This is a genomic window from Azospirillum sp. B510, assembly GCF_000010725.1.
Classification (GTDB): domain Bacteria; phylum Pseudomonadota; class Alphaproteobacteria; order Azospirillales; family Azospirillaceae; genus Azospirillum; species Azospirillum lipoferum_B.
Genome location: NC_013854.1, coordinates 2,042,512 through 2,064,197, shown reverse-complemented (window position 1 = coordinate 2,064,197; position 21,686 = coordinate 2,042,512). Strand labels below are relative to the sequence as shown.

The window sequence follows — 21,686 nt, the reverse complement described above, 5'->3', positions numbered from 1 at the left end:
AACGACTGACCTTCTAAGACGGGAGGCATCGGCGGGTATGCCGCCGGCTCACCCCCTTCCGGACCGACGGAGGCTTCGTGGACGTTGCAAACGCCGGGCAACCGCTCCGTGTTGCGGGTGCCGACGAGTTGGGGTCCGGGCCGTCGCGTCTTTCCGCCTCGCTTCCCTCCCTGTTGGCCGGGCTGACCTCCATCGGCGCGCTTGTCGGGCTTGCCGCCGCCGGCGAGATCGGCTGGCCGGCGGCGGGAGCCCTGGCTGTTGCCGGCGCGCTGTCGTTGTGGGGAGCCCGGCGGGCCGCCGCTGCCGCCGCGACGGCGCTGGCGCGGTCCGACGCGGCCCTGCGCCCGGTGCGCGACGAGCTGGAGGGGTTGCGCGGCGCCATCGACAGCGTGTCGGAAGGCTTCGTCCTGTTCAATGCCGACGGCCGGCTGCTGATCTGCAACGAGCGCTACCGCCGCGCCTACCCAACCATCGCCGACATGCTGACCCCCGGCCGCGGCTTCGCCGAGATCCTGCGCGTGGCGGCCGAGCGCGGCGGTTATGACTCTGCGGGCGAGGGAGAGGACGGCATCGGCGCCTGGGTGGAAAAGCGGCTGACCCGCCATCTGGAGCATTCGGCCCCTGTCGATGGCCGCCTGTCCGACGGGCGCTGGTACCGGATCAGCGAGCATGCCACCGGCGGCGGCGGCGTGGTGAAGATCCTGATGGACATCACCGAGCTGAAGATGCGGGAGGAGGAGCTGGCCGGACAGACCGCCCGGCTGAGCCGGACCGTCGAGGCCCTGGGCGAAAGCGAACTGCGCTACCGCCAGCTGGTGGAGCTGGCGCCCTACGGCATCGTCATCTGGGACCGCGAGGCCATCCGTTTCGCCAACGGCGCCGCCGCCGCGATCCTCGGGGTGGCGGCCGATGCGTTGGAGGGGCGTGCGCTGGCCGGCTTCCTCGAGGATGGCGGCACGCTGGAGGCGGGCTTCGCCACGGCCGCGGCGGCGGACGGAGATGGGCGACGGCTGGAATGCGACGCCGTGCGCCCGACCGGCGAGCGCCGCCGGCTGGAGGTGGCGGCCAGCCCGGTGCTCCATGGCGGCGGGCCGGCGGTGTTGCTGGTGCTGAACGACATCACCGACCGCCGCCGGGTCGAGGGCGAGTTGCGGCGCGCCCAGAAAATGGAGGCGGTGGGCCGCATGGCCGGCGGCATCGCCCATGAATTCAACAATATGCTGACCGCCATCGGCGGTTTCGCCCGGCTGGCGGAGCGCGATCCCGCCGACCGCGACCGCGTGCTGACCTGCGTGGGGGAGATCGCCAAGGCGTCGGACCGGGCGGCGGCGCTGACCGGGCAGCTTCTGGACTTCTCCCACCGGCGGGTCAGCGACGAGCGGGAGGTGGTGGCCATCGCCCCGCTGGCGCGCGACCTGCGCGTCTTCCTGAAGCCGCTGCTCAGCGCCGGCATCGAGGTCGCGATCCGGGCGGAGGAGGAGGAGGCCTATGCCCTGGTCAACCCGGTCACCCTGAACCAGGCCCTGCTGAATCTGGCGCTGAACGGCCGCGACGCCATGCCCGACGGCGGCCTTCTGACCATCTCCGTGACGGTGGAGACCCCGGCCGACTCCTTCTTCGCCCGCCATCATGGGCTGAAGCCGGGCCGCCATGTGGTGATCCGCGTCAGCGACCAGGGGCCGGGCGTGCCGGTGGCGATCCGCGACCGCATCTGGGAGCCCTTCTTCACCACCAAGGAGCCGGGGAAGGGCACCGGGCTCGGCCTGTGGATGGTCTATGGCACCGCCCAGCAATCCGGCGGCGCGGTGGAGCTGGAAGGCGGGGAGGACGGCCGCGGCGCCAGCTTCGCCCTCTATCTGCCGGCGATCGATCCGCCCGCGACGGCTCGCGCAAACGACCCGCTGCGGGTCGCGGAGGGGGAGGGGGCGGTCATCCTGCTGGTCGATGACGAGGAGTCGGTGCGCCGCTATCTGCGGCTCGTCCTGGAGGAGGCCGGCTGCGTCGTGGTGGAGGCGGCGGACGGGCGGGAGGCGCTGGAGCGTTACGACGAGGCCGGCGGCCTGTTCGACGCGGTGGTCAGCGACGTGTCGATGCCGCGGATGAACGGGCCGGATCTCGCCCGCGCGCTGGAGGCGTTGAACCCGCATCTGCCCATCCTGTTCCTGACCGGCTACGCCTCGCGCGGGATGGCGGCCGGGCTGACGGCGCGGGAGGGGCGGGAGATCGTGATGAAGCCGGTGACGCCGGAGCGTCTGCTGGACGCGCTCCGCGCGCTTCTGGTGGGGTGAGGGTGGCGATGGACATTTCCCACCCGGAGCCTCCCGTCAAGGGGCCTTCCGTGAAGGGGCCTTCCGTCAAGGAGTTGGCGTCGGTCGAGGCGGCGGTCATGGACGAGGCGGTGGAGGGCGCCGCGCCGCCGGTCTGCCGCGAGCCGGCGGATTTCTACACGCCGGCCGGGCGGGACGGCGTCGGCCGTTTCTGCCGCCGCTTCCTCGATGAGAATGCGCTGACCGCGACGGAGCTGCTGCACCACCCGCGCCATCAGACCGCCCTGTCCAACACCGCCACCTTCGTCGCCATCCTGGCCCAGGCCGAACGCGCGATGGAGCGCCAGGGCGCCCTGGCGCCGCTGGTCAACGAGATCGCCCGCCTGACGCGCGAGCGGCTGAAGGAGGCGCCGCCGACCGAGCTTTCGCCCGCCGCCTATCCCGGCAGGGCGGCGGAGCTGCTGTCCGGCGGCGGCTTCCTCGGGCGCTTCCAACTGGACGCCGCCATCGTCCAGCGCATCGCCTCCTGCCGCAGCTTCGCCGACAAGGCCGGCGCGCTGCTGGACCTGGCGGAGAGCACCGCGCATCCCGACGCGCTGGCGCCGCTGGAGCGGCTGCTGGGTGAAATCCTGCTGAGCGACGCCGGCACCGCGTCCTGTGCGCGGGATGCGCCCTTCGCCCCGCTGATCGACCTGATCGTGACGCTGATCGCCGCCGACCGGCCGATGGCGGAGGACGCGCCGCCGGTGTTCCGCCGGCTGGCGGTGCTGATGGGGCGGGTGCCGATGCCGGCTCTGCGCGACGCGCTGGCCGCCGCCTTCCGCCGCGAGATGGCCAAGCCCGCCTGCTTCACCATCGCCAGCGCCGGCGACATGTTCGGCATCGACGCGGTGCAGCGCGAGATCCTGGCGTTGAGCGACCTGTCCGCCCGCCTGCGCGACCGTGCCGGCGCCTATGCCGGCGGCGCCCGCACGGAGGCGGCGTTGCAGCGGCGCTCCGCCCTGCTGGTCAATGAGGACACCGTCCCGGAAATCACCCGCGGCCGCAATTTCATGCAGAAGCTGCGCATCCTGTTCGTGCTGCAAAGGATGCCGCTGTCGCCCAGCGCCACCAAGGCGGTCACCGACTACCTGCGCGGCTTCTTCGACAGCCGCGACTTCGCCGGCCGGCTGCTGGATTGCTGGAAGGAGCGGAACGAGAAGCTGAAGGGGTTGGCGGAGGTCCAGCGCCTGGTGCTGTCCAGCACGCTGCCGGAGGAGGAGCGCGACCGGCTCGCCGGGCGGCTCGACGACCTGCAAAACACCTTCCTGCGCACCCAGCGCGTGCTCGCCCCGCTGATCCAGGCCAAGGAGGATGCGCCGGCCGACGCCGTGCTCGACATCGTCCGGCTGGCGGGGGAGGGGGCGATCTGCAACGGCAAGAGCCGGCTGGCGGTGGCCCGCCTGCTCTACCGCCACTGTCATCGGCCGCGCTTCATCCGCCACCTGCTGTTGAACGCGCCGGGGGCGAAGGAGCGGGCGGCGCGGGCCGGCTGGCTGCGCCAGTCGCTGGCGATGGTCGGCGTGCCCTTCATCGACCTCGCCGCCCAGCGCGTGCTGGTGGTGGATGACGAGGCGGGGCCGCGCGCCTTCGTCACCTCGGTCCTGCGGGAGCTTGGCATCGGCACCGTCGATGGCGCCGTCGACGGCCAGGAGGCGCTGGAGCGGCTACAGGCCGATGTCTCGGCCTATGATCTCATCATCTGCGACTGGATGATGCCGCGCTTGAGCGGTCTCGATCTGCTGAAGCGCGTGCGCGGCCTGTCCGGTGACCTGCCCTTCCTGATGGTCACGGCGCTGGCCACGCTGGAGGCGGTGAGGAAGGCGCTGGCCCATCAGGTCAGCGGCTATATCGCCAAGCCCTTCACCCCGGAACAGCTGGAGGAGAAGATCCTGCTGGTCCTGGCGCAGAAGGATGGGGGGTAGGGGGCGATAGGGCGGCGCCGTGGTTCTTCGGGAATGGGGGCTTCGGGAATGGGGGCTTCGGGAAACGGGCGCTTCAGCGGAACGCTCAGCGCAGCTCCAGCCCCGCCTGTCTGAAGGCGCGGGCCAGCGCGTCGACGATGGCCGGGTCGACGTCACCCGTGCCGTAATCGAGATTCATCACCGCGTACCACGGAACGCCGGCCTTGTTCGCCAGCATCCGTGTCGACCAGCCAAGGCGCAGGCGTGCTTCTTGGCACTGCGACCCGGTCATGATGCGTCGACTCCACACGTTAGCGTTCGCCATGGTTGGCCCTGCCTTTGGACCGCTCCTGAATGATACAGCGGGGTCTCCCGGTTGAAAACCGAGGGCTACCCATAATAGTGCAAGAAATTGCCGGGCTTGTCATGTGTCGGTTTGTTGCAGAGCGAAACGCCCTGCTTTGCCGAGTTATCATAGCGGAAAATCCAATGATATTTTCGGAAAATTCCGGAGATTTTCGCCCTTTGATCCACAAGGTTTTTCCCGAAGAATCGATTTCGGGCGGCGGATCGTTGTCGGGGTGCGGCGCCGGCCCGGCACCGCCTCTATGACAAAATGTCCTGCTCTTCGCGCCTTGGGTCGCCGCCGCTTGGGGTTGCAGGGCACGGCGGCCGTTCAGTCCAGCCTTTTGGCGAGGCTGGTCAGGTTGCGGCCGTTCTCGCGGCGGTGGCTCATGCGGTCCATCATCTGCCGGACCAGGAAGACGCCCAGCCCGCCGACCTGGCGGTCGTCCAGATCGCCGGTCAGATCCGGTGGCGGCGCTTCGGCGAAGGGATCGAAGGCGTCGGCGTCGTCCTCCAGCTCCACCCGCAATTCGGCCCCGTCGATTTCCAGCCGCACCCGGATCTCGCGCGGCCCGGCATCGCCGCCGGCACCACCATAGCCATAGGTGACGGTGTTGGTGATCAGTTCGTCGCAGCACAGATTGACCTTGAAGGCGATATCCGGCGGCAGCGCGTTGCGCTCGACGAAATCGTCCACCGCGGCGGCTAGCCGTTCCAGTTCGGACAGGTCGTTGCGCAGGACCATGTCCAGGCGATTTGTCACGCTGTCGTCCATCGGCCTTGTCATCCGCCTTGCCCCATCCTGGTTAAGCCGCCACGCCGGCCATCGCCCAACGGCGCAGGGCCGTCAGGGCGATCCGTTCCACCTCGCTCCACCCCAGCCCGCCCGCCATTTCCGCCAGCGCGGTCAGCCGGGCGCGGGCGCCGGTGTCGCTGACCGGCGCGTTGCCCAGATCGCCCGCCAGCCCGGTGACGAGGTCGTGGAGCATGGTCGACAGGCTGTGCATCGACGCCGCGCAGTCCGGCGCCGTCAGCCGGCTGGCGAACAGATAGAGCTGTCCGAGGCCGCGCAGCCGGGCGGCGAAGCTCTCCGCCGTGCCGGCGCCTCCCGCGGCGATCTCGCCGCGCAGCTCCTCCACCGACAGGGTGGCGAAGCGGCCGGCGGCGGCGATGAACTCAGCCACCGCGTCCTGGGGCAGGCCGCCGGTGGCCTGTCCGCCGGTCTCGAACAGGCGCTGTGCCATCACGATCAGCTCCTCAATGTTGGCGAGGATGATGGCGACGCCGAATCGGGCCAGCCCGTCATTGCCGTCGGTGCAGGCGCGCAGGATCTGAGTCACCTTGCGGATGACCTGCACGGCGAACATCAGCATGGCGCCGCGGCTCTGCGCCAGCTCGGCCTCGGCCCCCAGCTCCTCCAGCGCGTGCTGGAGGATCTCCAGCCGCAGGAAGTCGAGCGACAGCATCTGGATGTCCGGGTTGTCGCCGTCCATCAGCACCCGGTTCAACTCGCCCGAATAGAGGAAGAAGCGGCCGGACAGGTCGAAGGCGATGCGCGCCGCCGCCATCCTCGCCCGTTCCGCACCGGCCGTGCCGACCGGCGCGCGGGTCAATGCGCGGGACAGGGCGCGGGACAGGGCGGCGAACAGCCGGACCAGCGGCATCCAGTCGCGCCGCAGGTTGGCCGCGGCGGCGCGTGGCGCCGGGGTCGCGGCGGTGATCAGACCGGCCAGCGGCTCGAGTCCGGCATCGAGTATGACCGATTGCCAGCGCCGGACATCGCCGCCATGGCCCGTCTCCCACCCTTCCAGCAAATCGAGCAGCTCTCCCAGCCGGCGGGCGTCGAGCGGCTGGCCGGGAATGGCGCGCAGGGCGGCCTCCAGCGCCACGGCCAGCGCGGCGCGGTCGCGCGCCGACGCGGCGGCCGGACGGTTGGCGGTGACCAGCGTCAGCTCAGCGGCCGGCGTCCCCGCCCTTCCGCTGTCGGCGGCGGCCAGCGCCCGGCGCAGCGCCTCGGCGAACTCCCCGGCGCAGGCGTAGCGGTCGGCCGGCGCCTTCGCCAGCGCCTTCAGGATCACCCGGTCGAAGGGGGCCGGCAGGTCGGGGTTGCCGTGGGACGGCGGCGGCGGCTCGACGAACAGGATCTGCTGCATCACCGTGGCGACGGAGCCGGAGAAGGGCCGCCGCCGCGCCAGCAGGCAATAGAGCACCACCCCGGCGGAGAACAGGTCGCTGCGGGCGTCGGCCTTCTCCCCGCGCAGGATCTCCGGCGCCATGTAGGCGGGGGTGCCCAGCAGGTCGCCGGTCTGGGTCAGGTCCGACGCGGCGATCTGGGCGATGCCGAAATCGGCCAGCTTCGGCGTCAGATCCTCCTGCACGAGAATGTTGGCCGGCTTGATGTCGCGGTGGATGACGCCCTGGGCATGGGCGAAGGCCAGCGCGTCCAGCACCGCCGCCATCAGGGCGCCGCCCTGCCGCACGGTCAGCGGGGTGTCCGAGTCCAGATGCTGTTTCAGCTCGCGGCCGCGGACCAGTTCCATCGCCAGATAGGGCGCGCCCCCCAGCGCCCGGCCCGGCATGACGTCCAGCGTGCCATGGTCATGCACCCGGACGATGTTGGGATGGTCCAGCTTCAGCCCGATCCGCGCCTCCCGCCCGAAGCGGGCGAGCACGGCATCGTGTTCCGCCGCCGCCAGCAGCTCGCCGCGCAGCAGCTTCAGCGCCACCGGCAGGCCGGTGCGCCCGTCGGTGGCGCGGTACACCACGCTCATCGCGCCCTGGCCCAGCACCCCTTCGACCCGGTAGGGGCCGATGCTGTCGGGATGAAGGACGCCTACAGCGCCGTCGGGCATCGGAAGCTCTCGAGCAGATTCTTGCCGAAGGGGTTGTTCACGCTGTCGGCGCGCAGGGCGAAGACCGCCTTGCGGGTGCCGACCGTCACCGCGAAGGTGAAGCGGTCGGGCTGCGGCGTCGGCTCCAGCTTGCCGTCGGCGAGGAAATGGAACAAGGCCCATGGTCCCTGGCGCGACAGGCCGGCGGGCTCGCCCGGCAGCGGCGGGCCGAAGCCGAGCCGCACGCTGCTGGTGCCTTCCGCCCCCGGCCATTTCATCACCTGCGGACGGGGCGGCCCATGCTGGTAGATCAGCGTCTGGCCGTCGATGTCCATCGCCACCTGGGTCGCCTTGGCGTCCAGCTCCACCGGCGTGATCTCGAACACCACCTTGGCGGCGGCGGCCCCGGCCGGGAACAGGCTGTCGCGGATGCGGGCCGCCCGCTCGAACTGGTCGAGCACCGCCGGCGGGATGCCGAGATCGACCTGATCGACCTTCTGCCAGGCCCAGGGGCTGACCGTCATGTCGACGAAGGGGCGCAGGTTGGTGTTGAAGAACTGGTCGATCATGCCGCCCGGGGCGAACAGCTTGGCGAAATCGGCCGCGGTCACATCCACCGGACTGCCCGCCACCATCGGGAAGCGGTTGTCGAGCGCCGCCCGGCAGAAGGGCAGGACGGTGGATTGCCACGCCTTGTTGATCTGTGCCCTGGCCCCGCCGGCGCTGACCGTCGCCGCATTCTGCGCCACGCCGGCCACCATGCCGCCGACCGGATCGGGCAGGTCGCGGGCGAGCGTGCGCAGCTGCGCCGCCACCGCCCCCTTGCCGTCACCGGCCCCGGCGGTGCCGGCCAGCCCGGCCAGAAGGGCGCCGTTCTGGTCGGGCGCGTTGGCCGCCCGCGCGATCTGCTGATAAAGGTCGCCCAGCAGCTTCAGCGACTCGTCCAGCTTGGGCGGCGCGCCGCCCTCGCCCTGGACCAGCGCGCGCAGCGCCTTGAAATGGTCGTTGATCGGCTGGCCCGGCGGCGGCCCCTCCGGTTGCAGCGACACGCCGGCCAGCCGCGCCAGATAGGCGGCGTTGGCGCCGGTCGACTCCACCGCCTTCCCGGCCGCCTGCGCCTGCTGCGCCGCCCCGGCCAGCGGCCCTCCGGCAACCGGTCCCCCGGCAGCCGGTCCCTTGCCGTCGGCCGGCTTGTCGGTCGGGCCGGGGACGAGCGTGGTCTGGCGCACCATGGCGGTCAGCCACAGCTTCAGCGGCGATTGCGGGCCGGACAAAGTATTCAGCACGTCGGCGGCCTGGGACAGGCTGCGCAGCGGCACGATCACCACGTCGCCCAGCATTTCGTCCCATTGGCGGGCATAGCGGTCGAGATAGACGGCGAGGATGCCGCGTTCGAGCTGCCGGGCGCTGGCGAGCGCCTGCGGGCCGCTGCTCGGCTGGCCCAGCACCCAATTCTCGTCCACCAGCGCCTTGGCCACCTTGGGCAGTGCCGGCAGCACCGCCTTGTGGAAGCCGTCATAGCTGTAGAGGCCGGGCACCCCCTCCGACAGCGGCTTGCCCGACGGGCGGACCAGCACCCGCCCGGCCAGCGGCCCGGCATTGTCGACCAGCCGCCAATCGTCCAGATCCTGGATTTCCGGCCGGTCGCGCAGGATGGTGAAGCCGCGCTCGGCCAGCGGATAGCGGGTCAGGCTCTGCCGCGCCTCCTCCACCAGCGCCTCGTCCAGCGGCAGGCCGGGCAGCGGATTGGCCAGCAGGGTATCGAGATGGCCGCGCAGGTCGCGCCGCACCCCGTCATAGGCCGGGCCGGGCAGCGAGGCCATCCATTCCAGCGCCATCCACTCCGACACCAGCGCCTTGTCGAGCGGCCCCTTGCCGGCCAGCATCAGATAGACCTTCAGCGCCTGGAACAGATAGTCGGGCCGGGCGCGCTCGCGGCGAAGCTGCTCCTCCATCCGCAGGAAGACGCGGGGCAGCAGCACGGTGTCGAGCGCGCGGGCATAGATATCGGCCCCTTGCCGCCCCAGCCGGCCGCCCTGATAGAGGCCGCCGGTCATCTCCGGCGGTGGCGGCTCGGTCCATCCGGCGGGGATGGCGCGCAGCGTGTTCAGCGGCGGCACGATGGCGGCGAAATCGGTGTCGTCCACCCTGGTCAGCGAGCGCGGCGCGGTGGCGAGCGGCGCCAGCTCGGCCTGCGCCTTGGCGGCGGCGGCATCGACCCCGGCGACCAGGGCGGCGTTGCCGGTGAAGCTGTTGGCCCAGAAGGCGGCGACCGCCAGCCCGGCCAGCAGCATCGCCGCCATCGCCCCGCCGCGCAGCAGGCGACGGCGGCGCTCCATCCCGCCGTCGGTGCCGACCAGCCCGGCCTCGGCGAACACCACCTCGCGCAGGGTTCGGGTCAGGAAATAGCTGCGCCCGCCGCTGGCCGCCGGCAGCACCGGCCGCTCCAGCCCGAAGGAGCCGGCGACCATCTCCGCCAGCCGGTCCACCGGCGCGCCGGTCTGGGTGCCGCTGGTCAGGTAGACGCCGCGCAGCAGCGGGCGCTCCTCATAGCGGTTGGGCTCGAAGATGACCGCCAGCAGGTCGGCGATGGCCGGCTTCAGCGCCGCCATCTGCGCCGGGAACAGGGTGTCGAGCGACCGGCGCTGGATGTCGGATTCGCCATGGACGCGGTCGAGCACCCGGCGGGCGATGCGCCCGGTCAGCGCGTCGAACTCGGCGCCGAAGCGGTGGACCGGGGCGTCGTCCCCCGATTTGCCGTCATCGAGCGGGAAGGTGACGCCCCAGACCTGCTCGCGTTCCTCGCGGCTGAGATCGTCGAAGAATTCGGCGAAGCCGGCGATCAGGTCGGCCTTGGTCAACAGCACATAGACCGGCACGCGCGACCCGACCTGCCCGCGCAGCTCCTTCAGCCGCAGCTTCAGCTGTTCGGCATGGCTCCGGCGCTCCGCCTCGCTCCACACCGTGAGATCGGCGAGGCTGACGGCCAGCAGGATGCCGTTCACCGGCTGGCGCGGGCGGTGGCGCTTCAGCAGGGCGATGAAATTCTTCCAAACCCTGCCGTCGACGGCCGGCTGGCTGTCCTGGGTGACGTAGCGCCCGGCGGTGTCGATCAGCACCGCCTCGTCGGTGAACCACCAGTCGCAATTGCGGGTGCCACCGACATCGCGCAGCGCCGCATGCCCCATCTCGGCGGCGAGCGGGAAGCGCAGGCCGGAATTGGCCAGCGCCGTCGTCTTGCCGGCCCCCGGCGCGCCGATCAGCAGATACCAGGGCAGTTGGTAGAGGTAGCGCTGCCCCCATTTGCCGCCGAACCGCGCCTTGCGCAGCTGGTCGAGCGCGTCGCGCAGCCGGGTGCGCAGCAGGGCGGTCTCCTGGCCGACGGCCTCGGCCTGCGGATCGGCCCCGTTGGCGGCACCGGCGGCGGTGGCCGGCGTCGCCTTGCTCAACGCCTGCACCATGCGGTCGTTGGCGCTGCGGTGGCGGTAGAGCGACCATTGCATCGCCAGTGCCCAGACCAGCAGGATGCCGGCCGCAACCCCGAGCCGGACGGTCGCGTCGGCCAGCGGGAAGGCGCCGGCCACCGCGATCAGCGGCCCGACGAACCAGACCAGCGCGCCCAGCGACAGCGCCGCCGCCAGCGTCAGGAACCATAGGGAGGTCAGGGCGGACAGGATCGGTTTCAGCATCGCTCAGGGCACCAGCACGATGTCGACGCGCCGGTTGGCCTGCCGGCCCTCCGCCGTCGTGTTGGGGGCGATGGGGTCGCCGTCGCCGCGCCCTTCGGCGCTGAGCCGGCTTCCGCCATCCCTCCCCGCATCCTTGCCGAGGATGTCGGTCATCAGCCTCTGCACCCGGAACGCCCGCGCCTCCGACAACTCCTGGTTGGAGCGGTAGCGCGTCGAGCGGATGGCGACGGAGTCGGTGTTGCCGATCACCGAAATCCGGCCCTGTTCCGGGCGCAGCGCCTCGGCGACATGGCGGAACAGCTCGACATAGCGCGGCTCGATGCGGTCGCTGCCCGACGCGAAGACGTTCAGCCGGGTGCGGACCAGCACGCGTCCGTCGGTGCCGCCGCTCACCTCCACCAGCCCCGCCCGGATGTCGGCGGCGAGCGCGAGGGTGACGCGCTCCACCACCGTCCTGCCCGCCACAACGCTGCCCGGCGGCGGGGTGGGCAGGGTCGCCGGCGGTTCTATCCGGGCGATCTGCACCGGCTTGTCCGGGATCAGCGCGGCAAGCCGCCGCCGGGCGGCGTCGGACTGGTCGGCCAGGGCATAGACGAACCAGGCATAGAGCGCCGCCAGCAGGACGACGACGAGGGCAGCCGGCAGCCACAGCGGCACCGAGGCGGCCAGCGGGCGAAAGCCGTCGGCCTGGCCGCGCCAACGGGGTGACAGGTCGCGCTCCGCCTCGCCGCGCTGCTTGCGGATGACGCGGTACAGACGATCGCGCAGCTTGGCCAGTTCGCTGTGGCCGCGCGGCATGACCCGGTATTTGCCCTCGAACCCCAGCGAGAGGCAGAGGTAGAACAGCTCCAGCTCCATCAGGTGGCGGTCGGGCGTGTCGGCCATCTGGTCCAGCAGGTCGAAGAAGCGCTCACCGCCCCAGGTCTCCGTCTGGATGGTGGAGACCATGCTCTTGTGCGCCCACAGGCTCTGGCCGCCCCAGGGGGTCGCCAGCACCACATCGTCCACCGTGGCGCAGAGCGCATAGCCGGCGTTGCGGATCTGGGTGTTGGACAGGCCGGCGCGCAGCGTCGCCGTCTCGAACCGCTGCATCTCGGCGATCACCCGTTCGCGCAGCGATTCGACATCGCGGTGCTGGGGCAGGTCGCGCACCCGCACCACCATCGCCAGGATGGGGGCGGCGGCGATGACCAGCGGGTTGTCGCTGACCGCGGCCAGCGCCGTCAGCGCCGCGTCGTCCAGCGGCCGGAAGCCGGGGGAGAGCGGGGCGGGGGCGGCCGCGCCGACCGGGGCGGCGGCGGGCCGGAGGGCGGATGCGAAGGCCGGCGGAGCGAAGGCGGGCGGCACGGTCGCGGACGGGGGGGCGCCCTGCCCGAAGGCGGGCGGCACGACCCCGGCGGGGGTCGCGCTCGGCGCCGCGGGACGCTGGAACGCCATCGGCTGCATCACCGTGGCGTCGATGTCGTCCATCTCCTCGAACGGATTCTTGTCGGACGGCGGCCGGACGCTCATGACGGCCCCTTCACGATCAGATTGTGTTTGGCGGCAGGCTGTTGGTCCGGTTTGGCGCCTTCCGTCTTCGGCTTGCCGCCTTCGGGCTTGTCGCCTTCAGGCTTGTTACCGTCGGGCGTTTCCGCCGCCGTGTCGCCGCTCTCGTCGTCGTCCTCGCCCCGGCGGGTCAGCGTGATGGCGCTGGCCTTGGCGGTCAGGACGAAGCGGTTGGCCTTGTTCGGCTCGACCGCCAGCATGGCGCGCCAGCCCGCCTCCTCATAGGCGCGGAAGGCGGCGGCGACGGCCAGGATCCTGACGTCCGGCTTGGGCTGGATGGTGACGGTCTGGCGGCTGCCGGGTTGCACCGCCATCTCCTGCCGGTCGAGCAGGGTCGGGCCGAGCGTCGCCTTGTCCTGGTCGATGACCTGGAAGAAGTCGGCGTTGGCGAAGGCGTCGCTGGGGCCGAGCTGATAGAGGCGCAGCATCACCGGCGAGGCACGGCCGCTGGGGTCGGGGTTCAGCGCCGTCGCCCCCGCCACCGTCAGGCTGATCGTGGTCGGCGCCGGCGGCGCTGAGGAACAGGCGGGCAGCGCCAGCGCCGCGGCCAGGGTGGCGGCGGACCAAATCGTCTTCCGGATCCGCATCCAGCCGGCAATCCTCTGCATCACCACATCTTTCCCCTCATCCCTTCGGATATAGCAGGGCACGGATGGATGGTCACCCTCAACCAAAGGAATCGGCCGAAGGAATCGGCGTGACAATTCCTCGACCGCCGGCTGGAGAGGTTGAACGCGGGGCATCGGCGGCACAGAGTCGGGGCGTGGGGATGGACCATGACGGGGTGCCGCCGGAATAAGGCCGGTGCGCGCGCTGTTGGTGGGGCGGACCCCTTGGGGACAATTGACGAAGGTGCCAATGCCATGCCCACGCTTTGGACCCGGATGAGAGCCGAACTGGGCGACAGCGACGCCCAGTTCCGGATGGCCGAGCGGCTGCGGCCGGTGGATGTCGCCGCCGCCGTACCCTGGTACCGGCGCGCGGCCCGTCAGGGCCATGTCGCGGCGCAGACCATGCTGGCCTTCCTGCTCGCCAATGGCATCGGCGTGCCGCCCGACCCGCGCCGGGCGGTGTCCTGGTACCGTCGCGCCGCCGCCAAGGGCGATGTCGGCGCGCAGAACAATCTGGGTTTCATGCATGAACATGGCGCCGGCGTGCCCTGCGACCCGGCCAAGGCGGCGCTGTGGTACCGGCTTGCCGCCCTCCAGCACTCGGCTCCGGCCCAGGTCAACCTCGCCCTGCTGCTGCTGGACGGGCGCGGCGTCGACCGTGACGAGGCCGAGGCGGTGCGCTGGCTGCGCGCCGCCGCCGAGCAGGGCCATCCCGCCGCCCAGTTCCGCCTCGGCCTCTGCCTGCGCGAAGGTGTCGGCATCGACCGCGATCCGGCCGAGGCCGCCCTGTGGCTCCAGGCCGCGGCGGCGGCCGGCGACCGCGAGGCGCTGACGGCGCTGGCAGAGCTGCGCCAGACCACGCCGCCGCTCCGGACCGGCGACGGGGAGGGGGCCGGCGACGGGGAGGGGGAAGAGGACGCGATGGAGTGGCGGCATCAGGTGGAGCGGCGCCCCATGCGGAGCGTCCATGCCGAGGCGATGCCGCCGGGGTGACGGCGGCCTGGGTGAGGGCGGCCGGGGCGGGGGCCGCTCATCCGATCACGCCCAGCTTGCGCCAGACCGGCAGGCTGTTGCGCAGGCACCAGTCCATGCTGTCGGCGATGGCCCGGCGGCTGGCGTCGTCGGCATTCTCCGGCGCGTCCAGCCGGCGCATCGCGTGGGCGACCAGCGTGTCCAGCGTCTCCGGCACCCCGCTGGCGAGCCCGTCATAGAGCAGGGCCTCCATCGTGCTGACATGCAGGCCGGAGCCGCCGGCCGAGGCGGCCAGCGCCGTGCTCTTGCGCCCCTCGCTGGCGGCCAGTTCGTTGGCGGCGGCGCGGTTGTGGGCCAGCACGGCCGGCAGTGGCGTCACCCGTTCCGACGGGTTCGGCACCGGGATGGCCTGGCTGGAGCCGGTCAGCATGCCGGCGATCTCCACCGCCGACAGGTTGCCCCCGGCCTTCCGCACCTCCGGCAACTCCATCAGGTCACCGATCCGGCGCGGCCCGTCCGCCAGCGCGTCGAAGATCGGCTCGTAATGCCTGGCCTCAAGCGTCGCCTCGCCCAGCGGCACCTGGATGGTGGTCCGGGCGTCGGCGCGCGGAATGATCAGCGTCATCGCCGTTTCCCTCAGCATGGCGTCGCGCCGGCCCACGCTGATGCGCCGGGCGCCGCGCACGAAGACGTCGCGGCGGAAGGGGCGGCCGACGCAATAATCCTTGAAGGTCTCGCGCAGGCTGGGCACGCCGATGGCGTCCAGCGCCTGACGCTGCTCGGGCGTCAGCGACAGGTCCGGATAATTCTCGAACAGGGTGGCGGAGCCGGCATAGGTCAGCTTCGCCTCGCCCAGTTCGCGCGCGACATCGACATGGTAAAGCGGCTGCCAGCTGCCGTTCAGATATTCATGGGCCAGATAGACCGACTGTTCGGTGCTGTTCTTGGCCTTGGTCTCGCCGCGCAGCTTGGCGAACATCGCCTCGTCGCCCAGGATCTTGGCGCCGGCCTTGTGGAGCTGTTCGGCGAAGTCCAGCCCGGCCTTGACCTGCACGTCGCTGCGCTGGTGGACCAGACCGGAATATTCATAGAGCAGCCGTTGCAGCGGCATCATCGGCGCCCAGCCCGGCATGGCGTTGTAGCTGACATAGACCAGCCCGCCCGGCTTCAGCTTCTTCGCCAGGAAGCGCGCGATGGCGCCGCGGTTCATCGGGCTGACCCAGCTGTAGACGCCGTGCAGGGTGACGAAGTCGAACTCCGGCAAATCCGGCCCCTCGCCGTCGGCCAGCTCGGCGAAGCTGGCCTCGTGGAAGGCGATGTTGGTCAGGCCGGCGGCCTCGGCGGCGTCGCGGGCGCGGGCGATGTGGGCGGGGTGGAAATCCACCGCATGGAAGCGCCCCTGCGGGTTGGCCGCCGCGAACAGCGCCACCGTGGTGCCGTGGCCGCAACCGAGCTCGCAGTAATCGAACCCGTTCGCCGTCGCGGGCGGGGCGATGCCGTTGATCAGGCAGCTCAGCGTCAGATGCGCCGGCCCCTGTTCACGGTAGAAGCCCGGCAGATATTCGATGTCCGACACATAGCCGGCGCTCCAGTCGCTCATGGGATCCTCGTCCTTCTCTGGCGGTGCCGCGCCGGCACGCCTCACAAATCCTGCATCGGAAACACCGCGTCCTTGCGCTCGACCGGGCTCGGCGCGTGCAGCACCCAGCCGTTCCAGCCCAGCCGCGTGGCGTCGCGGTCATCCTCCCCGGCGGCCAGCCGGGCGGCCGGCACCTCCGGCGCCCCCAGGCTCACCTGAAGCTCGAAATCCAGCTCCGGTCCGACATACATGCGGACCAGATCCCGCAGCTTCCCGAACTCGCGGCCCTCCGGCATGAAGTCGCGGAACTGGTCATGCGTCAGCGGGCCGATGCGCAGGCGGAACTTGCCCTGGACATCCCAGGCGCGTTCGCCGGCCAGCGCGTCGATGCCCAGCCGGCAATGCTGGCCGTCGGGGGCCGGCGGGCCGGGAAGCCGGGTCTGTCCGTCCGCCGCGATCGGCAGCCAGCCGCCGACGAAGCTCTCCACCGTCACCGGCCGGCCGAGAAACTCCGACAGCATCTCCTGCAGGTCGGTGGCGGAGCGCGGGCCGCGCGACAGCAGGCCGGAATAATGCAGAAGGGTCTCGTCCTCCACCGTCAGCCGCTTGGCGAGCGCGGGCTGGGCGATGCCGACGACGCTGGACAGGGTGGCGGTGACCGGATCCGGCTCCCGCGCGCCCTGGCCGCGCTCGTAGGACACCGGCAGCCGGTATTTGGCCCAGGCGCGGTAGAACAGCGAGAAGCTGCGGTGGTGGAAGACATCGAGGAAATCGCGCAGCGCCCGGTTCCGCTCGCGCAAGCTGCGGATCATCATCTCGGTGTAATGCTGCGGCAGGACGCCCAGCGGCCCGACCAGCCCCAGGAAGGCGCCGACCAGCGTGGGTGGCCGTCCGTCCTGCCCCGGCTCCGCCCCCGCCACCTGATTGCCGGGGAAGGTCAGCGAGGTCTCGGCGCGCAGCCGCACCACCTCCTCGCGCGGGTCATGGTCATGGCCGACGGCGTGGCGGCGGGCGTTGCGCGGGTCGCGCGCATCACGCCGGGCCTGCCATTCCAGCACCCGCACCGCCTGGAAGAAATCGAAGCGGTGCGGGGCGCGGAACAGCCGGTCGATCACAGAAGCGGGCGGTTGCCGGCGCGGGCGGGCCATGTGCGGAGCACTCCGGTGCGGCCCTTGACCGTGGCGGTCAGCCGCGTGAAGGAATTGATCGAGCAGTACAGCCCCAGGAAATGGTCGAGAATCATCGCCAGCAGGAACAGGCCGTTGCCGCTGAAGCGCTGCGGGTCGAATTCGATGCCGACATCGATGCCCCGGCACATGGCGTCGCCCCAGGCGACATCGCCCGGCCGCGACGGCGCCCGCGCGGTGCCGCGCCTGGTCGTCACCGTGACGATGCCGTCGGCGATGCCGCGCGTCTCGGCGGAATCGCGGAAATCATAGAGCCGCAGGATCTCGCGCAACGCTTCGGTTCCCTCCGCTCCGCCGGAGATCGACAGATGGTTCAGCAGCAGATGGGAGACGAGGCGCCAGCGGTGGCCCTTGCGCTCGGCGATGCGCAGGGTCGGGGTCGGCGGCGTCAGGCAGGCCACACCGGCCACCGCCGCCATCCCTTCCGTCAGCTTCAGATGCGGATGGCCGCCGCCATAGGGCAACTGCGACGGCAGGTCGCGGTTCAGGCAAGTGGTCTCCACCGACAGCACCGAATCCGCCGGGCTCGACGGGTCGAAATCGAGATCGACCAGCGCCAGATGCACCTCCGTCCCCGGATCGCGCCCGCCGGCCGGGCGGCGGCTGGCGGTGTAATAGGTGCGGCTGGCCGCCTCTACCCCGCCATGGCGCAGGCCGTAGAAGGGCAGGAAGCGCCGCTGGCCGCCGCTGGGATCGGTGGCGAGCACGCCGTCGACCGAATAGACCTCCAGCGCGCCGGGGCGGCGGGCGTCGGGAACCACGCGGTGCTCGTGCTGGGTCTGGGTCAGCGCCACCGGCTCCGCCCGCTGGCGGAACAGATTGACCACCGGGGTGCAGCCCAGCGCGAAATTCTCCCTGGACACCGCGCGCTCCAGGTCGCCGTCGGTGCTGTTCAGATAAAGGAAGACCTCCATCCGGTTGCCGGCCCGGCGCAGCACCTTCGGCGACAGGGTCAGGTCGAAGAACAGGAATTTCTCGGGAAAGGCGAAATATTCGGTCAGCAGCCGGTAGCCGCCCTGGGAGCGGGCGGGGTAGGGCAGCATGCCCTCCTCCTCGCCGAATCCCACCGGGCGGATGGCGTCGGGGCCGAGGATCACCGGATCCGGGTCGTTCGCGTCGTCGGCAAGCGCCACCGAGACCGTGTTGTTGAAGATCAGCTCGTGCAGAGCATAGACCTGCTGCGGCTGGCCGCGCAGGAAGACGCGCAGGCTGTCCGGTCCCAACTCGGTGAAGCTCATCTCGGCGACGCGGCAGCGCAGGCCGAGCCGCAGCGCCGCCACCGCGTCGCCGGCCCGTGGGTTGGCCGGGGCCATCAGCGGCCGTCCGGCCAACACCGCCTGGTCCAGCTCCACCGGCCACAGGGTGGTGGGGTAGACCGTGCGGAAGCGGCAGCTTTCCCCGCGCAGCGCCTCGGTCTCCAGCTCGGTTCCCTTGGGCACGGTGTGGGCGCCGGTCAGGTCCGGGCTGCTCTTCATCTGCACCACCGCCATCGACGGGATGGGCGCCAGATAATGCGGGTAGAGCACGTCGAGCAGCGTGTCCACCAGCTCCGGATACTCGTCGTCCAGCTTGCGGCTGATGCGGGCGTTGAGAAAGGCGACGCCTTCCAGCAGCCGGGCGACATGGGGATCCTCCACCGCGTCGGCGCTCAGCCGCAGCCGGCCGGCGATCTTCGGGTGCGCCTCCGAGAATTCCGCCGCCATCCGGCGCAGATAGGTCAGCTCGCGGTTGTAGTAGGGAAGGAGTTCGTCAGCCACGGGCCTTGCTCGTCACGGAGACCATGTTGGAGGTGGGATCGACGACCGAATCGAAGATCATCGGCTCCGGCGCCGGGTCGGCGTGGATCAGCGCCTCGATCCGGAAGCGCAGGCTGCGGTCGGCCGGGTCGCCGTTGTCGATCATGGTGACCGCCAGCTGGGCGAAGCGCGGCTCCCAGAGCCGGATCGCCGCCTCGATCCGTGTCACCACCTCGCGCCGGCGCGCTTCGGTGGCGATATTCTCCACCAGCAGATCATGGCAGCCATAGCCGAGGATCGAATCCGCCAGCTCGGTCAGGTCGTCCGGCCAGCCGATCACCCGCCGCCGGGTGTTCAGCAGGTTCTCCAGGTCGCGCCGGATCGCCGCCCGCAGATCCGCCACGGTGTGCGGGCGTGGCGCCGCATGCTCCGGCGTGTCGTCGAGCAGACGGTCGAGGACGGACAGGGTGATGGGCTGGTCGCGATCCATGATGGCCTTTGCAGGTGCTTAGCCGGGCACCCCCCTGACCTTCCCCCGCGAGAGCGGGGGAGGGTCAGGGGGGCCGGAGGAAAGACCTCATACCGCGCCGGAGAACTCCAGCGTGCCGAGCTGCATCATCGGGACGCTCTCCTCGCCGACGAGGAAGCAGCGCTGGCCGGTCCCGCGCACCGGCTCATCCTCCGACCAGTCCGTCACCCGGCCCAGCTTCAGCCCGGCTTCGGCATCGGCCGGGGCGCCGCCATAGATCGCCGGCAGATAAACCTCGCCGTCGGGGCCGCCGCGCACCACCATGTGGGCCGGGCGCCACAGCAGGTCGCGCGGGCGCTGCGGCGCGCGGAACTCCACCAGCTCCACCGTCTCGGTGGCGATCCAGAAATATTTGCCGGTGCTGGTGTAGACCTCGAAGAAGCCGCCGGTCAGATCGTCCAGGTCGCGGAAATCGTCGAACGCGGCGCCGTCATGGCTGCCCGACACCGGCGGACGCAGCTCCTCCGCCCGGGCCAGCGTCGCCACCGCGGCGGCGGCGTCGCCGGCGCGTAGAGCCACCAGCGCCTCCAGATGCAGGCGCAGATGCTCGGCCGGCTGGTTGATGAATTCCGGCAGGCGGCCGTCGGCGAAAAGCTGGACCCGCGCCTGTTCGGCCCGCACCAGCTGGCGGAACAGCGCCATGGTGACGGCGACCTGCGGCTCCTGCGTGCCGATGGTGTCCAGTTGCAGGTCGGCGCGCTCCAGATTGCCGGCGAAGCTCAGCAGCTCGGCCAGGAAGACCCGGCGGTCGAGGTCGGTCGGCTTCTTGCGGATTTCGGCGTTCAGCGCGGCGATCGCCTCGTCGAGGCGGCCGCCCTGGAAAAGCTGGGCTGCGGTTTCGCTCATGGTCGGTTTCTCCCCTGGATGGAGCGGCGGACGCCGGTCACGCCGCCCCGCCGGTGTGGGCCAGTTCGGTCACCAGCTTGAAGGTCGAGAAGACCTGGTCGAGCTGGAAGTGTGGCCGCAGATGGATGACGCATTGATAGCTGCCGGGCTTGCCCGGAATGGCGCGGACCTGGATGCTGCCCTCGCGCAAGGGATAGCGCGCCTTCTGGTCCAGGCTGGCGTCGTCGTTGCCCAGGCAATAGCCGTGCAGCCAGCTTTGCAGGTCGCGCTCGCAATCCTCCGGCGTGATGAAGCTGCCGACGCGGTCGCGCACCATCACCTTCAGGAAATGGGCGAAGCGCGCCACGCAGAACATGTAGCGCAGCATGGCCGACAGCCGGGCGTTGGCGATCGCCGTGGCGTTGCCGTATTGACCGACCCGCTGCACCGACTGGTTGCCGGAAAAGACCAGATAGGGCGTGTCCTTGCAGCGGCTGACCGGAATGAAGCCGAGATCGTCGAGATCCCGCTCCAGATGGTCGGAGATCGAGACCTCGACCGCGAATTTCCGCGCCACCCTCGCGGCGTCGGTGGCGAAGTCCGGCACCACCAGCTCCGTCACCAAACCGCCGCCGATCACATCGCGCTGGGCGCCGCGGATGTCGGCGAACCAGCCATGGGCGAGGAAGGAGCGGATCAGAACGGTGCCGAAGCCATAGACCGCGTTGCCCCAGCAATGATCCTCCAGCCGGAGGCCGCCGCCCTCATCCCCGCCCACCGACTCCTCGCGGAAGCGGAAGCCGTGGCGGGCCTGCGGGTCGTCGCCATGGGGCGCGCGCATCAGCACGCGCGGCAGCGCCACGCCGAGGAAGCGCGCATCCTCGGTCTCCTGGAAGCGTTGCCAGCGTTGGTATTCCGCCTGTCGCAGCACCGATTTCAAGTCCAGCGGCAAGCCAAGCTCGTGGAAGGTCTCCAGCCCGAACAGCTCGGGCGCCGCCCCGACGATGGCCGGGGCGAAGGCGGCGGCGGCGACCTGGGCCAGCCCCTTCAGGCCGGACACATCGTCGGTCGGCCGTTCCCTCGTCGGACGGTGCTGCACCGCGTAATCGCACAGCAGCACGCCGAACGGGCGCCCGCCCGGCATGCCGAACTCGTCGCTGTAGATCTTGTTGAACAGCTGGCTCTGGTCGAACTCGATCGCCCGTTCCTGGTCGCGGCAAAGCTCGGCCCAGGTCAGGGTCAACAAGCGCAGCACCACGCTCTCGCTGGACTGCGCCTGCGTCACCAGCGTGCGCACCCCGCGCCACGACGCCTCCAGCGCCTGGAAGCGTCGGTGATGCAGGATGGCGTTGACCTGCTCGGACAGCAGCGCGTCGATCGCCGCGATGTCGCGGTCGAGGGCGGCGCGCAGCTTGTCCAGGCTGTCATGGACGGGCAGGGTGACGCCGAACCACAGGCGCAACGCCTCGCCCGGTCCTGTCGCCGCCAGAAAGGCGTCGAGCGGTCCGGGGCGGTCGCGGCCGAGCGCCATGTCGACCGCCCGCAGACGCAACGGCCGTTCAAGGACCGTCGCCTCGGCATCGTCGTCAGGCGGATCGGCCGCGGCTCCGGTCATGCCCGCTGG

15 protein-coding genes are annotated in these 21,686 nt (G+C 71.0%); 3 read left to right on the top strand and 12 right to left on the bottom strand.

Annotation, left to right across the window (positions count from 1 at the left end; translation table 11 throughout):
- The first annotated feature begins 77 nt into the window (after positions 1-77).
- Complete coding sequence (locus AZL_RS09500) at positions 78-2,288, top strand: response regulator (RefSeq protein WP_012974416.1); 2,211 nt, start codon at positions 78-80, stop codon at positions 2,286-2,288.
- 50 nt (positions 2,289-2,338) lie between these two features.
- On the top strand, positions 2,339-4,231 hold the full coding sequence (locus AZL_RS33345) for a response regulator (protein WP_247894186.1): 1,893 nt from the start codon (positions 2,339-2,341) through the stop codon (positions 4,229-4,231).
- A gap of 85 nt (positions 4,232-4,316) precedes the next feature.
- Here the strand turns inward: AZL_RS33345 and AZL_RS37400 are convergent, their stop codons facing one another.
- The 6 genes from AZL_RS37400 to tssJ all read right to left on the bottom strand — a co-directional run bounded on the left by AZL_RS37400 (position 4,317) and on the right by tssJ (position 13,210).
- Entirely contained in the window at positions 4,317-4,448 is a 132-nt protein-coding gene (locus AZL_RS37400; RefSeq protein ID WP_256373220.1) for a hypothetical protein, read from the bottom strand.
- A gap of 438 nt (positions 4,449-4,886) precedes the next feature.
- Positions 4,887-5,318, bottom strand: coding sequence for an ATP-binding protein (locus AZL_RS09485; protein ID WP_158305971.1), 432 nt, complete (start codon positions 5,316-5,318; stop codon positions 4,887-4,889).
- 43 nt (positions 5,319-5,361) lie between these two features.
- Positions 5,362-7,407, bottom strand: coding sequence for a serine/threonine-protein kinase (locus AZL_RS09480; RefSeq protein WP_012974412.1), 2,046 nt, complete (start codon positions 7,405-7,407; stop codon positions 5,362-5,364).
- Positions 7,389-11,075, bottom strand: a complete 3,687-nt coding sequence (gene tssM / locus AZL_RS09475) for a type VI secretion system membrane subunit TssM (RefSeq protein WP_012974411.1) — start codon at positions 11,073-11,075, stop codon at positions 7,389-7,391. Before tssM ends, AZL_RS09480 begins: the two co-directional genes overlap by 19 nt.
- A 3-nt stretch (positions 11,076-11,078) precedes the next feature.
- Entirely contained in the window at positions 11,079-12,587 is a 1,509-nt protein-coding gene (gene icmH, locus AZL_RS09470) for a type IVB secretion system protein IcmH/DotU (RefSeq protein WP_012974410.1), read from the bottom strand.
- The gene (gene tssJ, locus AZL_RS09465) at positions 12,584-13,210 is read right to left on the bottom strand and encodes a type VI secretion system lipoprotein TssJ (protein WP_012974409.1); all 627 of its coding nucleotides are present in this window, start codon (positions 13,208-13,210) and stop codon (positions 12,584-12,586) included. The genes icmH and tssJ overlap by 4 nt, the downstream gene beginning before the upstream one ends.
- A 276-nt stretch (positions 13,211-13,486) precedes the next feature.
- Here tssJ and AZL_RS09460 point away from each other — a divergent pair, with 276 nt between their 5' ends.
- A complete protein-coding gene (locus AZL_RS09460) occupies positions 13,487-14,227 on the top strand; it encodes a tetratricopeptide repeat protein (protein ID WP_042442885.1) in 741 nt (246 codons plus the stop codon).
- Between the two features lie 37 nt (positions 14,228-14,264).
- On the opposite strand, the gene AZL_RS09455 is transcribed toward AZL_RS09460, so the two are convergent.
- The 6 genes from AZL_RS09455 to tssC form a co-directional block, all read right to left on the bottom strand.
- Entirely contained in the window at positions 14,265-15,806 is a 1,542-nt protein-coding gene (locus tag AZL_RS09455; RefSeq protein WP_012974407.1) for a class I SAM-dependent methyltransferase, read from the bottom strand.
- Between the two features lie 41 nt (positions 15,807-15,847).
- Positions 15,848-16,933, bottom strand: coding sequence for a type VI secretion system baseplate subunit TssG (gene tssG / locus AZL_RS09450; protein WP_012974406.1), 1,086 nt, complete (start codon positions 16,931-16,933; stop codon positions 15,848-15,850).
- Positions 16,897-18,729: a type VI secretion system baseplate subunit TssF gene (gene tssF / locus AZL_RS09445; RefSeq protein WP_012974405.1), complete on the bottom strand. Its 1,833-nt coding sequence runs from the start codon at positions 18,727-18,729 to the stop codon at positions 16,897-16,899. The genes tssG and tssF overlap by 37 nt, the downstream gene beginning before the upstream one ends.
- Positions 18,722-19,198 (bottom strand): type VI secretion system baseplate subunit TssE, encoded by a 477-nt coding sequence (gene tssE / locus AZL_RS09440; RefSeq protein ID WP_012974404.1) that lies wholly within the window; start codon positions 19,196-19,198, stop codon positions 18,722-18,724. The genes tssF and tssE overlap by 8 nt, the downstream gene beginning before the upstream one ends.
- 87 nt (positions 19,199-19,285) lie before the next feature.
- Positions 19,286-20,083: a type VI secretion system accessory protein TagJ gene (locus AZL_RS09435; RefSeq protein WP_012974403.1), complete on the bottom strand. Its 798-nt coding sequence runs from the start codon at positions 20,081-20,083 to the stop codon at positions 19,286-19,288.
- Between the two features lie 37 nt (positions 20,084-20,120).
- A complete protein-coding gene (tssC, locus tag AZL_RS09430) occupies positions 20,121-21,677 on the bottom strand; it encodes a type VI secretion system contractile sheath large subunit (RefSeq protein ID WP_012974402.1) in 1,557 nt (518 codons plus the stop codon).
- Positions 21,678-21,686 lie beyond the last annotated feature (9 nt).

What these genes read in the sequence shown, in the direction of transcription:
- AZL_RS37400 (WP_256373220.1), bottom strand. Translation starts at nt 4,448, where the DNA reads ATGCTGGCGAACAAGGCCGGCGTTCCGTGGTACGCGGTGATGAATCTC.
- AZL_RS09480 (WP_012974412.1), bottom strand. Translation starts at nt 7,407, where the DNA reads ATGCCCGACGGCGCTGTAGGCGTCCTTCATCCCGACAGCATCGGCCCC.
- tssM (WP_012974411.1), bottom strand. Translation starts at nt 11,075, where the DNA reads ATGCTGAAACCGATCCTGTCCGCCCTGACCTCCCTATGGTTCCTGACG.
- icmH (WP_012974410.1), bottom strand. Translation starts at nt 12,587, where the DNA reads ATGAGCGTCCGGCCGCCGTCCGACAAGAATCCGTTCGAGGAGATGGAC.
- tssJ (WP_012974409.1), bottom strand. Translation starts at nt 13,210, where the DNA reads ATGCGGATCCGGAAGACGATTTGGTCCGCCGCCACCCTGGCCGCGGCG.
- AZL_RS09460 (WP_042442885.1), top strand. Translation starts at nt 13,487, where the DNA reads ATGCCCACGCTTTGGACCCGGATGAGAGCCGAACTGGGCGACAGCGAC.
- AZL_RS09455 (WP_012974407.1), bottom strand. Translation starts at nt 15,806, where the DNA reads ATGAGCGACTGGAGCGCCGGCTATGTGTCGGACATCGAATATCTGCCG.
- tssG (WP_012974406.1), bottom strand. Translation starts at nt 16,933, where the DNA reads ATGGCCCGCCCGCGCCGGCAACCGCCCGCTTCTGTGATCGACCGGCTG.
- tssE (WP_012974404.1), bottom strand. Translation starts at nt 19,198, where the DNA reads ATGGATCGCGACCAGCCCATCACCCTGTCCGTCCTCGACCGTCTGCTC.
- AZL_RS09435 (WP_012974403.1), bottom strand. Translation starts at nt 20,083, where the DNA reads ATGAGCGAAACCGCAGCCCAGCTTTTCCAGGGCGGCCGCCTCGACGAG.
- tssC (WP_012974402.1), bottom strand. Translation starts at nt 21,677, where the DNA reads ATGACCGGAGCCGCGGCCGATCCGCCTGACGACGATGCCGAGGCGACG.